This window comes from Streptomyces ovatisporus, assembly GCF_042653885.1.
In the GTDB taxonomy this organism is placed as follows: domain Bacteria; phylum Actinomycetota; class Actinomycetes; order Streptomycetales; family Streptomycetaceae; genus Streptomyces; species Streptomyces ovatisporus.
The window spans coordinates 277694-292324 of record NZ_JBHSFH010000007.1 but is presented as its reverse complement, the minus strand read 5'-3'; the positions used below and the strand labels follow the sequence as shown (position 1 = coordinate 292324).

Annotated in this window: 13 protein-coding genes; 9 read left to right on the top strand and 4 right to left on the bottom strand. The window is 70.7% G+C overall.

Annotation, left to right across the window (positions count from 1 at the left end):
- Positions 1 to 219: 219 nt before the first annotated feature.
- Positions 220 to 504, bottom strand: coding sequence for a hypothetical protein (locus ACFPA8_RS15110; RefSeq protein WP_386448303.1), 285 nt, complete (start codon positions 502 to 504; stop codon positions 220 to 222).
- A 348-nt stretch (positions 505 to 852) separates the two neighbouring features.
- Here ACFPA8_RS15110 and ACFPA8_RS15105 point away from each other — a divergent pair, with 348 nt between their 5' ends.
- The gene (locus ACFPA8_RS15105) at positions 853 to 2292 is read left to right on the top strand and encodes an MBL fold metallo-hydrolase (RefSeq protein WP_386448300.1); all 1440 of its coding nucleotides are present in this window, start codon (positions 853 to 855) and stop codon (positions 2290 to 2292) included.
- Between the two features lie 124 nt (positions 2293 to 2416).
- Here the strand turns inward: ACFPA8_RS15105 and ACFPA8_RS15100 are convergent, their stop codons facing one another.
- Positions 2417 to 3628 carry a Gfo/Idh/MocA family protein gene (locus ACFPA8_RS15100; protein ID WP_386448298.1) on the bottom strand — a complete coding sequence of 404 codons (1212 nt, stop codon included), beginning with the start codon at positions 3626 to 3628 and terminating at the stop codon, positions 2417 to 2419.
- A gap of 136 nt (positions 3629 to 3764) precedes the next feature.
- Between ACFPA8_RS15100 and ACFPA8_RS15095 the strand changes: the two genes are divergently transcribed.
- The 7 genes from ACFPA8_RS15095 (at position 3765) to ACFPA8_RS15065 (ending at position 10984) form a co-directional block, all read left to right on the top strand.
- Entirely contained in the window at positions 3765 to 4922 is a 1158-nt protein-coding gene (locus tag ACFPA8_RS15095) for an ROK family transcriptional regulator (RefSeq protein WP_386448295.1), read from the top strand.
- A gap of 103 nt (positions 4923 to 5025) precedes the next feature.
- Positions 5026 to 6291, top strand: coding sequence for an ABC transporter substrate-binding protein (locus ACFPA8_RS15090; protein ID WP_386448292.1), 1266 nt, complete (start codon positions 5026 to 5028; stop codon positions 6289 to 6291).
- A 4-nt stretch (positions 6292 to 6295) separates the two neighbouring features.
- A complete protein-coding gene (locus ACFPA8_RS15085) occupies positions 6296 to 7255 on the top strand; it encodes a carbohydrate ABC transporter permease (protein ID WP_386448289.1) in 960 nt (319 codons plus the stop codon).
- Positions 7248 to 8165: a carbohydrate ABC transporter permease gene (locus ACFPA8_RS15080; protein WP_386448287.1), complete on the top strand. Its 918-nt coding sequence runs from the start codon at positions 7248 to 7250 to the stop codon at positions 8163 to 8165. The genes ACFPA8_RS15085 and ACFPA8_RS15080 overlap by 8 nt, the downstream gene beginning before the upstream one ends.
- An 84-nt stretch (positions 8166 to 8249) precedes the next feature.
- A complete protein-coding gene (locus tag ACFPA8_RS15075; RefSeq protein ID WP_386448284.1) occupies positions 8250 to 9353 on the top strand; it encodes a Gfo/Idh/MocA family protein in 1104 nt (367 codons plus the stop codon).
- Entirely contained in the window at positions 9350 to 10363 is a 1014-nt protein-coding gene (locus ACFPA8_RS15070) for a Gfo/Idh/MocA family protein (RefSeq protein ID WP_386448281.1), read from the top strand. Before ACFPA8_RS15075 ends, ACFPA8_RS15070 begins: the two co-directional genes overlap by 4 nt.
- A 126-nt stretch (positions 10364 to 10489) precedes the next feature.
- Entirely contained in the window at positions 10490 to 10984 is a 495-nt protein-coding gene (locus ACFPA8_RS15065) for a cupin domain-containing protein (protein WP_386448278.1), read from the top strand.
- Positions 10985 to 11195: 211 nt separating this feature from the next.
- Here ACFPA8_RS15065 and ACFPA8_RS15060 read toward each other — a convergent pair whose 3' ends face one another.
- Positions 11196 to 12860 (bottom strand): glycoside hydrolase family 13 protein, encoded by a 1665-nt coding sequence (locus ACFPA8_RS15060; RefSeq protein ID WP_386448275.1) that lies wholly within the window; start codon positions 12858 to 12860, stop codon positions 11196 to 11198.
- 577 nt (positions 12861 to 13437) lie between these two features.
- On the opposite strand from ACFPA8_RS15060, the gene ACFPA8_RS15055 reads away from it, so the two are divergent.
- Positions 13438 to 13674, top strand: coding sequence for an ABC transporter permease family protein (locus ACFPA8_RS15055; RefSeq protein WP_386448272.1), 237 nt, complete (start codon positions 13438 to 13440; stop codon positions 13672 to 13674).
- Between the two features lie 158 nt (positions 13675 to 13832).
- Here ACFPA8_RS15055 and ACFPA8_RS15050 read toward each other — a convergent pair whose 3' ends face one another.
- A complete protein-coding gene (locus ACFPA8_RS15050) occupies positions 13833 to 14528 on the bottom strand; it encodes a hypothetical protein (RefSeq protein ID WP_386448269.1) in 696 nt (231 codons plus the stop codon).
- Positions 14529 to 14631: the final 103 nt, after the last annotated feature.

The window sequence follows — 14631 nt, the reverse complement described above, 5'->3', positions numbered from 1 at the left end:
TCGCCCGGAGAACGTGGCGATCGGAGTTCCGGCCGCGGTCGGAACGCAGACGGCCGGACGACGGGAAACCGCTGTGCCTCGGGAAACCGCTGTGCCTCGGGAAACCGCTGCGAATGTGGAAACCGCTGTGAATCCGCAGCCGTGAACGATGCTCTGTGCGGAGGCATTCGAGCGCTCTGCCCCTCGGGGCGGCCCCGGCGGCAGGGAACGGTGCCGTCGTCAGGCCGACTTGGGCTTCCGTACCGCGGCGACGACTGCGGTGCCCACCCCCGCCACGACCAGGACCAGCCCGCCGATGTTGTCCCACTGCGGTCCGGTCTTCGACTCCCGGATTCTTTCGTAACTCTCGATGGATATCGGGCAGTTCTTCTCCTCGTCGACGAAGCCCGACGTCCTCGACGAGTCCTCGGCGCACTCCGCTTCCGGCCCGGCGGGCTCCCAGACGAACAGGCCCACACCGAGCACGATCAACAGGGCGGCGAGCACGAAAAGTTTCTGCTTCATCTTGGGTTTCCTCTGGCGTACGCACGGATTCGACGGTTGCCCAGCGGTGCGAGGGCACGTCAAGGTACACCGATCCGTGCCGCGATCCGGCACGAACGGGATTTCGTGCAGACATCGGGACGTTCGAGGGGCGTGGACCCCGATGCCGCGGCCGTGAGCACGGCGGGCCGACGCCGCAGCGGGCTGGTTTCCCGTGGTCCCGGCGGGCTGGTTTCCCCTCGCCGAGGCGGGCACCCGGCCGGGGAAGGAGCGGCCGGTTCGCAGGTGGCGAGTCCGCCCGGCGGAGACCGCCGTGCGGGGCCGGACCGCACCCCGGGTGGGTGGCCGTTCCGGGAAGGAGCCGGAGCCGTGTTCTTCGTGGACGTGATCGAAATGAAGGGGCTGGGCAACCGGAGCCATCTCGCCGGCGGTCCGGACTCCGCGGTGGCCGTGGATCCGCCGCGGGACATCGACCGGGTGGTCGCCGCCGCGGCGCGGCGCGGGGTGCGTATCGCGTACGTCGCGGAGACCCATGTGCACAACGACTACGTGACGGGCGGGCTGGAACTGGCCCGCGTGACCGGAGCCGGGTACCTCGTGCCCGAACGGGCTCCGGTCTCCTTCGCGCGGACGCCCGTCGCGGACGGCGACGTCTTCGAGGTGGACCGGGGTCTCGTGCTCCGGGCCGTGGCCACGCCCGGTCACACCCCGCACCACACGGCGTACGTCCTGGAGGAGCACGGTCACGGAGCGGCGGTGTTCACCGGCGGATCGTTGCTGATGGGCACGGTCGGCAGGCCCGACCTGGTGGAGCCCCGGCTGACCGAGCGGCTCGCCCGTGAGCAGCACGCCTCCGCCCGCCGGCTGGCCGACGGCCTCGACGACGCCGTCGAGGTGCTCCCCACACACGGCTTCGGGAGCTTCTGCTCGGCGGTTCCCGCGGACAGCGAGTCGTCCACCATCGGCGCCGAGCGCGAGAGGAACGACGCGCTCCGCAAGGACGTCGACACCTTCGTCTCCGAGACGCTCTCCGGGCTGGACGACGTACCGGCGTACTACGCGCACATGGGACCGGTCAACGCCGCCGGGCCCGCGCCGGTGGACCTCACACCGCCGCAGGAGGCCGACGCCGGGCAGATCCGTGCCCGTCTCGCCGACGGCGAGTGGGTCGTGGACCTGCGCAGCAGGGTCGCCTTCGCCGAAGGGCACGTCCCCGGGACGTACAACTTCGAGTACGAGGGGAAGCTCGCGACCTACCTGGCGTGGCTGATCCCCTGGGGGAAGCCGGTGACACTGCTGGGTGAGAGCCGCGGGCAGGTCGCGGACGCGCAGCGCGAGCTGGCTCGCGTGGGCATCGACCGTCCCGTTGCCGCCGGGGCGGGCGGCCCGTACGACTGGCTGCGGCAGGGGGAGAAACCCGGGTCGTTCGAGCGGGGGAGCTTCGCCGACCTGGCCGCCGTACGAGCCGAGGCCGAGGCCGATGCCGAGGCCGACGCCGGAGCGACAGGGGGTGCAGACCCCGCAGCAGCCGGTGATCAGCCCGTCGTGCTGGACGTGCGGCGCGACACGGAGCGCGCGGAGGGCTTCATCGACGGCTCGGTGCACATTCCCGTCCACCAGTTGCACGGCCGGACCGGCGAAGTGCCGTCCGGCGTGGTGTGGGTGCACTGTGGGAGCGGGATGCGGGCGGCGATGGGTGCCTCGCTGCTGGCGGCCTCCGGACGCACCGTCGTCCTGGTCGACGACCGCTTCGACGCCGCTCCCGGGGCGGGCCTGACCATGGCCGTGCCCGGCCGGGACGGTCGCTGAGGAGGCTCGCGGCGCCGCCGGCAGGGCCCGCGCCGTCGCGCCGCGCGCCCTGTCACCTCCGCGCCCTGTCATCTCCGCGCCCCGCGCCCCCCGCCTTTGCCGCCCCCGCGTTCGCGCCCCGCCCTCAGGCGGGCTCGCCGGCGGACGGCTGGCCCTGCGCGAAGTAGGCCGTCAACTCGTCCGGGAGCGCCGGGACTTCGACGGGTACGCTGCCGGCCCGCAGCGAGCGGGTGGCTGCGTGGCCCGCGGCGACCGCCTCCCGGGCCGCGACCGGAGAGGTCTCGGTGGTGCCGCCGTCCGCCGCGAACTCCAGGAACTCCTCGACGAGCCGCCGGTCCGCGCCGCCGTGTGCGTCGGCGTGCGTGTCCTGGGGCTGCGGTATGACCACGGTTTCGTCTGCGTCCTCGCGGTAGCCGGACCGGCGGGAGTTCCAGACCTTGACGACCGCGCCGTCCAGGTCGCCGAAGTTCTCCAGCCGGCCGTGATCGCCGATGACGGTGTAGTTGCGCCAGTAGTCCGGCGTGAAGTGGCACTGCTGGTAGCTGACGAGGACGCCGTTGTCCGTACGGCCGTTGAGCATGCTGATGTCCTCGACGTCCACGACGGGGTTGAGGCCGGTGAGCTCGGTGGGCGGCCAGTTCGCCCCGGGGTCGTGCCATTCCGTCATGCGTTCGCCGCTGCGGTCGCGCCGGTCGGTGATCCCGCCGTAGACGGCGAGGTCGCCGACGGCGGTCACCTTGCGGGTGCTGCCGCCGGCCAGCCAGTGGACGACGTCGAGATCGTGGGCGCCCTTCTGGAGCAGCAGACTTGTGGTGTGGCGCCGTTCGGCGTGCCAGTCCTTGAAGTAGAAGTCACCGCCGTGCCCGACGAAGTGCCTGCACCACACCGCCCGCACGCGGCCCACCGCTCCGGCGAGGACGAGCCGTCGCATCTCCCGGACGACGGGCGCGTGCCGCAGGTTGTGCCCGACGTAGAGCCGGGTGCCGGTGGCCTTCGCCGTGCGCAGTACGAGATCGCAGTCGTCGGTGGTGACGGCGAGCGGCTTCTCCACGAAGACGGCGACGCCGGCGTGCAGCGCGTCCAGTACGCCCTGTGCGTGCAGGTGGTCGGGGGTGAGGACCATGACCGCGTCGACGCCCTCCGACAGCAGTACCCGGTGGTCGCGGTGCACGGGTACGCCGGGGCCGAAGAGTTCCCGTGCCGCCTGTGCTCCGCGGGGGTGCGGGTCGGCGCACGCCACGACTCTGGCACCGCTGCCGGGACGGTGGGCGTGCAGGGCCAGGCTCGCCCGCTCCCCCACGCCCACGACGCCGATGCGAAGGTCCTCACTCGCCATGTCCCGTCACCGCCGAACTGAATCGAATATCGAAGAGTCCTTCATAATCCTTCGGCGGGAAGCCTTCACGCCCAGCCGCATTTATGCAACAGTCCTCAATCAACAAATCCGGCCGACGGGTGGGGAGGTGCACAGGGTGCGGGGTCACGACCTGGCCGCTCTGCGGCGGCTGAACACGATCGCCGTGCTGCGTTTCCTGCGCTCGCAGGGGCCGGAACGTCCGCAGACCCTCAGCCAACTGGCCGCTGCGACGGGCCTGTCGCGGCCCACTGTCGACCAGGTCGTCGAGGAACTCACGGTGCAGGGCTGGCTGGCCGAGGCGCCGGACGCCACGTCGGGACGTTCGGGCCGTCCGGCCAGGCGCTTCCGCTTCCGCGGGGAGTCGGGCCGGGTCGTCGGCGTCGACATCGGCCTGCACAAGGTCGTGCTGCTGCTCTCGGACCTGGCCGGACAGATCCACGCGTCGGAACGCGAGGACGTGGACCCGCAGATGGGAGGCGCGGAGCGGCTCGCCTATCTGCGCAGCCGGATCGAGCGGTTCCTCGGGGACCACAAGGTGCGGGCGGACGAGTTGTGGGCGCTGTCCGTGGGCGTCCCCGGCATCGTCGGCGAATCCGGACGCCTCACGTCGGTGATCGTGCCGGAGTGGTCGGACTTCGAGCTGGCACGGAGACTCGCCGACGCCTTCCCCTGCCCGATCCTCGTCGAGAACGACGTCAACCTGGCGACGATGGCCGAGCACTGGCGGGGCGCCGCACAGCTCGTCGACGACGTCGCCTGTCTGCTCATCGGCCACCGTTCCTCCTGCGGCATCCTGCTGGGCGGCCGTCTGCACCGCGGACACCGGGGCGGGGCGGGCGAGTTGGGGCTGCACCGGCAACTCGGCCTGGCGCGGGCGCACGAGGCGCTCGTCTGGCGCGGCGAGCGTCCGGAGGGCGAGTCGGAGGTGGCCGCGCTCGCCCGGGCCTCGGCGGCCGGCGATCCCGACGCCTTAGAAGTCCTCGACCGCTACGCGACCTGTCTCGCCCCCGGCATCGGCGCGCTGCTGCTCGCCGTCGACCCCGAACTGATCGTCCTCTCCGGCGGGATGACCCCCGTCGGTGAGGCGCTGGTCCCGCTGCTCACCAGGCATCTGCGGGAGGTCCCGGTGGACGTCGTCATGCACGTGCCCCGCATCGCCGTCAGCACGCTGGGCGAGCAGGGCGTCGCGCTCGGCGCCGTACGCAAGGCGCTCGACACCGTCGAGGCCGTGCTCTCCGACGCCACCGCTCCGCTGCCGTCCGTCACCCGCTGAGGCGCGCGGCCTGTCCGGGCTGCGCTCCGGGCACCGCTTCGGTTCCGCTGCTCTCTTCGTCCCCTTCGTTCCGACCCCGTCCCTCGCCCCTTCGGAGGCGCGCATGCGCAGGAGAACTCTGCTCGCCGGAGCGCTGACGGCACCCGCCGCCGCAGCCGTCACCGGTTGTACGAACGGCGGGCCCCAGTCGTCGGGTTCGAGCGGCGGCCGTACGGCCATCACGTACGGCATGTGGGATCCGCTGCAGGTCGCAGGCATGAAGAAGATCGTCAAGGCGTTCGAGACGGAGCACCCGGACATCACGGTGGAGATCCACGTCACGCCGTTCACCTCGTACTGGACGACTCTGAAGACCGCGATGCGCGGCGGCTCCGCGCCGGACGTGTTCTGGATGAACGCGGTGAACCTCCAGCTGTACGCGGCGGGCGGTGTGCTGCAGCCCCTGGACGAATTCATCGAACGGGACGGCTTCGACATGGGCGTGCACCCCGACGAGCTGCTGCGGATGTACACGTACAAGGGCACGCACTACGCGATGCCGAAGGACTTCGACACGATCGGCCTCTGGTACAACAAGGAGCTTTTCGACAAGAAGGGCATCGAGTACCCGGACGAGAGCTGGACCTGGGAGACCGTCCAGGACGCGGCGGCGGAGCTGACCGATCCGCGCCGCGGTGTGCACGGCATAGCCGCCGAGATGAGCAGGCAGTACACGTACTACAACACCATCGCCCAGGCGGGCGGTTACGTCATCCGGGACGGCAGGTCCGGCTTCGGCGACCCGCGGACGATCGACGGGCTGCGCTTCTGGACGGACCTCGTCGACAAGGGCCACTCGCCGTCGCAGAGCGCGATGACCGACACCAGGGGGCGGCAGCTGTACCTGTCGGAGAAGGTCGCCATGAACTACGACCTCTCCGCGATGGCCTCCCAGATGTACGCCGCCCCCGCCATCAAGGACCACGGCAGTGTCGCCGTCCTGCCCAAGGGGCGTGAGCGCGCCACCACGGTCCACGGTCTGGCCGCCGCCATCTCCGGCAAGAGCCGCAACACCGAGGCCGCGTGGAAGTTCGTGAAGTTCCTCGGCTCCCGGAAGGCCGCCCGCATCCAGTCGGAGGAGGGCGTGACCATCTCCTCCTACGCCGGTACGCAGGACGCGTGGGTGAAGTCCATGCCGGAGTTCGATCTCCAGGTCTTCATCGACATGCTCGGCTACGCCGTCCCCTACCCCGCCTCGAAGCGCACCGCGGTCTGGGAGAACCTCCAGCCTCAGCTGCTGGGACGCCCGTTCACCGGCAAGGGCGGCATCGAGGACGCCTCCCGGACCCTGGCCCGCCAGATGGACCTCGCCCTGGAACAGGAGAAGTGACGACATGGCTGTCTTCCCCTCCACGGCCGCGAAGGTCCACGCGGACCGCCGGCGGAACAGCGCGCGGCAGCTCGGCAACAGCTCCTCCGCGAACCGGCGTTCGCAGCGTTCGGCGTACCTGTTCATCGCGCCCATCGCGATCGGCTTCCTGGTCTTCTACATCTGGCCGCTGCTCCAGACGTTCTGGTTCAGCTTCACCTCCTTCGGTGTCTTCGGCGGCAGCAGCTGGGTGGGGGGCGAGAACTACGCGCGGGTGGTCAGCGACGTCACCGTCGGCCAGGCCCTCGGGAACACGCTGCTGTACACGGCGATGGGGCTGCTGACGCTGCCCGTCGCAATCGTCCTCGCCGACCTCATGAACAGACGGGGCCTGCGGGGCGTGCCCGTGTACCGGGCGCTGTACTTCCTGCCGTTCATCACCATGCCCGCGGCAGTCGGACTCGTCTGGAACTGGCTGTACAACGGCGACTTCGGGATGATCAACCAGGCGCTGTCCTGGGTCGGCATCGACGGACGCTACTGGGTCTCCGACCCCTCGACCGCCGTCTACGCGATAGGTGCCGTGATGATCTGGTCGCACGTCGGCTACTACCTGATCATTTTCACCGCCGGCATCAAGGCCATTCCGAGGGACTACTACGAGGCCGCCGAGATCGACGGTGCCGGGCCCGTGCGGCGCTTCTTCCGCATCACGCTGCCGCTGCTGAGCCCGAGCATCTTCTTCGCATCGGTCATCTGCGTGATCAACTCGCTCCAGCAGTTCGACCTGATCTTCGTGATGATGAGCGCCGAGAATCCCGCGCTCGGCGACACGCAGTCGATCGTCACGCTCTTCTTCAAGTGGGCCTTCGACGAGAACGCCCAGGGCCCGGCAGCCGCGCTGGCCTTCCTCCTCATGCTGCTGATCGCCGCACTGACGTACCTGCAGTTCCGCTTCCAGAAGAGGTGGGTGCACTATGCCTGAGCCCGCGACGACGATGCCCACCGTGCCCCGAAGGGAACCGGCGGCCGGGTCCGCGAGGGTGGGCGCGGGCCCCCGCCGTGGACGCCGTGGACCCCGCGACGTGGGCGGTCTCGCCACCCACGTGGTGCTCTCCCTGGGGGCTGTGGCGATGGTCTTCCCGTTCCTGTGGCAGGTTCTCACCGCGTTCAAGACGATGCCGGAGTCCGTGCAGGTGCCGCCGAGCATCCTGCCCGCGGAGTGGAACTGGGCCGCCTTCCAGCAGGTCTTCAGCGCCGTGCCGTTCACGGAGATGCTGGGCAACAGCCTCATGAACACCGTCGGACGTACGCTCGGCCAGCTGGTGTTCTGCTCACTCGCGGCATACGCGTTCGCGCGGCTCCAGTTCCGCGGCAAGAACGTCCTGTTCGCACTCTTCCTCTCGGTGCTGATGGTGCCCTCGCAGCTGCTCGTCCTTCCGCAGCACGAGATCATCCAGAGGCTGGGGCTGCTCAACAGCATCCCCGCGCTCTTCCTGCCGGGCATGTTCAGCGCGTTCGGCACCTTCCTCCTGCGGCAGTTCTTCATGGCGCTGCCGCGGGAGCTGGAGGAGGCCGCCCGCATCGACGGCGCCGGTCCGTTCCGGATCTTCTGGAGCATCATGCTGCCGCTGGTACGTCCCGCGCTGGCCGCGCTCGCGGTGATCACGGCCATGTGGTCCTGGAACGACCTGCTGTGGCCGCTCGTGGTCAACACCGACCCCTCGAAGGTGCCCATCAGCGCGGGACTGATCTCGCTGGAAGGGCAGTTCCTGACCAACTACCCGGTGCTGATGGCCGGTTCGGTCATCGCCAGCCTTCCGATGCTGATCCTCTACGTCCTGCTGCAACGCCACTTCGTGCAGGGCATCGCGCTCAGCGGATCGAAGGGCTGAGCCGGCAGCGCCCTGCCCCGGGCATTCACTGACCGGACCCCGAGACCACCACGCCCCGACCGACAGGAAGGCAGCCGTATCCCTATGCCGGAACTCGCAGTGGGGCTGATCGGCGCCGGCGGTATCGCCCGCGCTCATCTGCCCGCCTGGCTGGAGCTGGGAGCCCGAGTCACCCTCTTCACCCCCGACGACAGCGGCACGCGGCTCGCCGCGGAGCACCCGGAAGGCCAGGTCGGAGTCGCCCGCACGCTCGACGAACTGCTGGAGAGCAGCGAAGCCGTCGACGTCTGCACACCCACCCACACCCACCGCGAGGTCGCGCTCACCGCACTGCGCGCGGGACGTCACGTCGCCTGCGAGAAGCCGCTCGCCCTCACACCCGGGGACGTCGAGGAGATGATCGCCGAGGCCGACCGCGCGGGCGTCCTGCTCTTCCCCGCGCACGTGGTGCGGTACTTCCCCGAGTACGCCGCCATGGCCGAGGCCGTCGCCCGCGGAGCCGTGGGTCGGCCCGCCGTGCTCCGCTTCACCCGCACGGGCACGTACCCGGTGTGGTCGCCCTGGTTCGCCGACCCCACGCTCTCCGGCGGCATCCTCGTCGACCAGATGATCCACGACTTCGACTTCGCCAGGCTGCTCGCCGGTGAGGTCGTACGCGTACACGCCCACGTCCGCGGCCATCAGGAGGCACCCGCGCCGGCGGGCTGCGTGGCCGCCGCCACGGCCGTACTCACGCACGCCTCCGGAGCGGTCAGCCACGTGCACGGGGTCTGGGGGCTGCCGGACGCCCAGTTCCGCACGACGTTCCGCATCGCCGGACGGGACGGCGTACTGCAGCACGACTCCGCGCAGACCAAGGCGTTCAGGGTGATCTCCCGGGGCGGCGCGTCGGAGGGCGAGGGCATCCCCGCGACGAACCTGACCGAGAGCCCCTTCCTCACCGAGCTGCGGGAGTTCGCGGCGGCGGTGGCAGGCGGCCCCGCTCCGCGGGTGACCGCGCAGGACGGGCTGGAGGCCGTACGGATCGCGGTCGCAGCGGCCGAGTCCGCCCGCACGGGCGCGTCCGTGGAGACCGGGCCCGCCGCCCAGCGGCCGCCAGAACAGGGGAGAGGCCCCGGCTCGCAGGCACAGGCAGGGGCACAGGCGAAAGCACAGGTCCGGAACGCATCCCAGGAGGTGGCCCGTTGAAGGTCGGAGTGCTGTCCTTCGCCCACGTACACGCGGCCGGCTACGCGCGGCTGCTGCGCGACATGCCGGGTGTCGACCTCCTCACGAGTGATCCCGACGGTGACTCGGCACCGCCCGGAGAAGTACGCGGACGCGCGCTGGCGGAGCAGCTCGGAGTCAGCCATGTGCCCACCTCTCAGGCCCTGTTCGACTGGGGGCCGGACGCCGTCATCGTCGCGTCCGAGAACTCCCGGCACCGCGCGCTCGTCGAACTCGCGGCGAAGCACGGCGTGGACGTGCTGTGCGAGAAGCCGCTCGCCACCACCGTCGAGGACGGCGAAGCGATGGTCGCCGCCTGCCGGGAGGCGGGCGTACGGCTGGGCGTCGCCTACCCCGTCCGCTTCAGCCCCGCCTATGCGGCGCTGCGCGAGGCGGTGCGCAGCGGAGGGACGGGCCGGGTGCTCACCGTGGCCGGGGCGAACAACGGCAGCCTCCCGGCCGGGGCCCGTGCCTGGTTCGTCGACCCGCGGCTGGCGGGCGGCGGCGCGATGATGGACCACACGGTCCACATCGCCGATCTGCTCGACGAGCTCTTCGCGGGCGCGCGTGCCGTCGACGTGTACGCGCAGAGCAACAACCTCATGTACGAGGGCGAGGTGGAGGTGGACACCGCCGGGCTCGTGACCGTCCGCTACGACAACGGCGCCGTCGCCACCATCGACTGCAGCTGGAGCCACCCGGACCACCACCCCACCTGGGGCGGCCTCGAACTCCAGCTCGTGGGTGAGAGCGCCACGGTGGAGATGGACGCCTTCGGGCAGGTCGTCTCCGGCTTCGACGAGCGGAACCGCCGTGGCGTGCTGCTGCCCTGGGGCGCGGACCTGGACGAGGCGATGGTGCGGACGTTCCTCCACGGAGCCGCGGACGGCGCGGTGCAGGTCGCCGACGGCGAGGCGGGGCTGCGGTCGCTGCGCATCGCGCTGGCCGCCTACGAGTCCGTACGGGAGGGGCGGCCGGTGCCCATGGGCTGACGGAAGCCGGCCCATGGCCCCGGCCCCGCGCTCCGCCTTGCGCCGTACCGCCATCCGGTCGCAGGTCCGATGCCGCGGCGGTACCGAAGGGACGAGAATCGAGGCAATGGAGACAAGGAGGGCGCGATGTCGCATCTGACGTATCCCCCACCCCGCTACCTCGGCGAAGGCGGCGAGGTCAACGCCACCTTCAGGTCCGCCGCCGCGGAGCCGGAACTGTCGTCCGGGACGGGGAACAGGACGCACTACCTGGCGACAGGGGAGAGCACCGGGGGTGAATTCGGCCTGTACAAGGTGGAGATGGGGCCGCGCTCGCCCGGACCGAGCACGCACTTCCACCGCTCGATCTCCGAGTCCTTCTACATCCTCTCCGGCGAGATGCAGCTCTTCGACGGCGAGCGCTGGATCACCGGCCGGGAGGGGGACTTCCTGTACGTGCCGGTGGGCGGCCTGCACGCGTTCAAGAACACCTCGGACGATCCCGTGTCGTTGCTGCTGCTCTTCTCCCCCGGAGCACCCCGCGAGGACTACTTCGAACGGGTCGCCGAGATGACGCGCCGGGGCGGCCAGGAGCTGGAGGACTTCCGCGTGCAGCACGACAGCTTCTTCGTCGACGAGTAAGCCCGTACCGGCCCCCGGTACGGGCCCGCAAGCCCCGGACGCCGTCAGCCCGCACGCCCCGACGCCCGCACGCCCCGACGCCCGTACGCCCTGACGCCCGTACGCACAACGGCACGGCAGACCGTCCCGGGGACCTTTCGGCTCCCCTCCGGCCTGCCGTGCCGTGCTGTCCGTGCAGGAACGCCGCAGCGCTACGCCGCGGACGGTCGGGTCAGCCCTGGCGCAGCCACACCGTCGTCTCGCCGGGCAGCCCTTCACCGTCGAGCGCGCCGCTGCTCAGCAGCACTTCACCCTCCGGCAGGGGCTTCGTCTCCGTGCTGAAGTTGGTGATGCAGTGCCAGCCGTCGGGGCGTACGAAGTGCAGCACGTCCTCGTCCCCGGACCCGGAGTCGCCGACCCACTGCATCGACTCGTCGGAGCCGACGAGCTTGTGCCGCAGCCGCAGTGCCTCCCGGTACAGCTCCAGCGTGGAGCCCTCCTGGCCCTCCTGAGCCTCGACCGACAGTTCGCCGAAGTACGGGGGCTGCGGCAGCCAGGGCGTGCCGCCGAACCCGAAGGAGACGCCCTCGCGCTTCCACGGAAGCGGTACGCGGCAGCCGTCGCGGCCCTTGCGGGTGTGGGAGCTGCGCTCCCACACGGGGTCCTGGAGGTCCGCCTCCGCGATGTCGGCGACCTCGGGCAGTCCGAGCTCCTCGCCCTGGTACATGTAGGCGGAACCGGGCAGGGCCAGTTCCAGCAGGGTCGCGGCCCGGGCCCGGCGCAGCCCGCGTTCGGCGTCCAGCCGGGGGCGGGTGCCGCCGCTGAGCAACCAGGCCTCGGCGTCGGCGTCTTCGGGGACGGCGAGACGTGACGCGTGCCTGATCACGTCGTGGTTGGAGAGCACCCACGTCGCCGACGCGCCCGCCGACTGTGCCGTGCGCAGCGAGACGTCGATCACCGAACGCAGCTCGGCGGCGGACCAACCGGTCTTGAGGTAGTCGAAGTTGAAGGCCTGGCCCAGTCCCTCGGGACGTGCGTAGAGCACCATGCGCTCGTTCTTCACCCACGCCTCGGCGACGCCGACGCGGGGCGGGTCGTACTCGTTGAAGACGCCGCGCCACTCCCGGTATATCTCGTGCACCTCGTCGCGGTCGAGGAACGGGTGCTGGCCGTCCTCGACTGCTTCCATCTGCTGCTCGATGGGGGCGTCGCCCACGTCGCGAAGCGGCTCGGAGAGGTCCTTCACGAGGGCGTTCGCCACGTCGATGCGGTAGCCGTCGACGCCGCGGTCCGACCAGAAGCGCAGCGTCCTGACGAAGTCGGCGCGTACTTCGGGGTTGTCCCAGTTCAGGTCGGGCTGCTCGGGGGCGAAGAGGTGGAGGTACCACCAGCCGTCGGGGAGCCGCGTCCAGGCGGGCCCCCCGAAGTTGGACTGCCAGTCGGAGGGCGGCAGTTCGCCGTTCTCGCCCTTGCCCTGGCGGAAGACGTAGCGGTCCCGCTCGGGCGAGCCGGGGCCGGCGCTCAGGGCCGCCTGGAACCACTCGTGGTCGTTGGACGTGTGGTTCGGGACGATGTCGATGATCACCTTGATGCCGAAGCGGTGGGCCTCGGCGACCATCTCGTCGAAGTCGTCCAGCGTGCCCAGCCGCGGGTCGACGTCGCGGTAGTCGGCCACGTCGTAACCGCCGTCGGCGAGCGCCGACGGGTAGAAGGGGCTCAGCCAGACGGCGTCGACGCCCAGTTCGGCGAGGTAGGGCACCCGGGACGTGATGCCCCGGATGTCGCCCAGGCCGTCACCGTCGGAGTCGGCGAAGCTGCGGGGGTAGATCTGGTAGACGGCGGCCTGCCGCCACCAGTCGGGGCCGGCCTGGCGGTGTGGTGCGGTGCTGTCGGTCACTGTGAATCCTCGCAGTGCGGTGCGGTGGGTTCTGTCCTGTATTCCGTCATCTCGTTATTCGGTTGTCCGGGCCGCCGCATGCCGCACGGTGCATGCCGTACGGCGCACGGGCGGGCCCGGGGTCCGGGCGCGGCTGAGCACCCGTCGGCGGACAACGGCTCGCTGCCGTCCTCAGGAGGCGGCCGTGCGGAGTGGGGGCGTGAATCCGGGTTCGGGCAGGGCTGTGTATCCGGTCGGTCTCTGTGGAGGTCAGGGGTGGAGGGGTGAGGTCATGGGCCGGTGCTGTGCGCGGACTCGGGGCTTCGGCATGTGCCTGCCCCGGATTTGCCGGAACCCACCCTCAAGTCGGGGGCGGCGGTATTCGCTGCCGCGGTGCGGCGATGGTCGGGGCCGCGGTGCGGCTGTGGTCAATGCCGCGGTGCGGCGATGGTCGGGGCCGCGGTGCGGCTGTGGTCAATGCCGCGGTGCGGCGATGGAGTCCCTTCGGCGGACGGGCATGGGGACCCGGTGGACCGTCGGCTTCAGGTCGTCCGACAACACTAACGACACAGCTGCCCGTCCGAGTTCGCGGTGGGGGGTGCGATGGAGGAGTCCGGGCCGTGGCGAGTTCCTGATCGCCGTCTCGATGACCAACAAGCAGTCCATGCAGACTGCTCCGGTCGCGGTCTCGCAGTTCACCGGCGCGTCGCAGTTCATCGCACCGCACGGCAGCCAGATGGCCGCCGGAGTGCTCGTGACCGTTCCGCTGGTGATCCTGGTGCTGTTCTTCCAGCGCCGAATCGTCGCCGGACTGACGGCGGGCGCGGTCACGTAGGGCTGCTCCGCTTGCGGAGGCGCAGTCGGCGCAGTTCTCCGGCTGACGGACAGGGGCGCCGGTCGGACGACCGGCGCCCCTGTCGGCGTCGTCATACGGGTGCGGCCCGGCGCAGGCCCCGCGGGTGTGCCCGAGGTGGCGGGCCGGTAGCCGGAGGCTCAGTCGTCCTCGTTGTTGAAGGCCAGGCCCCGCCAGTCGGTCACGCAGTCACGGTCCATGAACACCCATCCCAGGTTGGCGTCCCGTACCACGATTGCGGGGTTGGCCCCCTTGGTCGTGAAGCGGTAGCTGACTTCACCCGACGGAGCACCGGCCGGGTCGCGCAGCGCCCCGTCGCTGTAGTCGCTCGAGTTGTAGAAGTTGTAGTACGCCCCGCCCCCGCAGGCCGGGTCCACCGAGACCGGGCTGCCGTCGGTCGCGTCGTGCGCGCCGGCGTTGAAGTCCAGCCCGAAGGACTTGCGGTGACTGATCCGCTCACGCGTCTCGGCACTGCACGACGGGTCGGCGGAACCGGACGGGGAGCCGCTGAGAGCCGCGGGCGGGATCCAGGCGCAGAGGTTGTTGGCGCCGTAGTTGTGCCCGTAGTGGTAGTCCTTGGCAGTGGTCTCGTGCACGTCGAAGGCCGAGCCGGCCATCGCCGTGCCGATGAAGTAGCCGCACGGCTTGTTCTGCAGCCAGGTGCCGGCGGGGATCGTGCCGTGGTTGTCGCACACCGTCGGCTTGGGCGAGTTGGCCTGGATCTGGTACCGGTTCACCGCGGCCTGCGCGGACTCGGGCAGCAGGGTCAGTGCCGCGGCCAGTGCGGTGAGTACGGCAGCCGAGACGGCGAGTGGCAGCTTCCTTGGCACGGTCATCGTCCTCTTTCCGGAAAATCGCGTCCCGTGGACGCGGTCGCTTCTGACTGAGTGGCGCGCTCCCCGTGCAGGCCACGTTTTCGATCCCTCCGGCTGCTCGTCG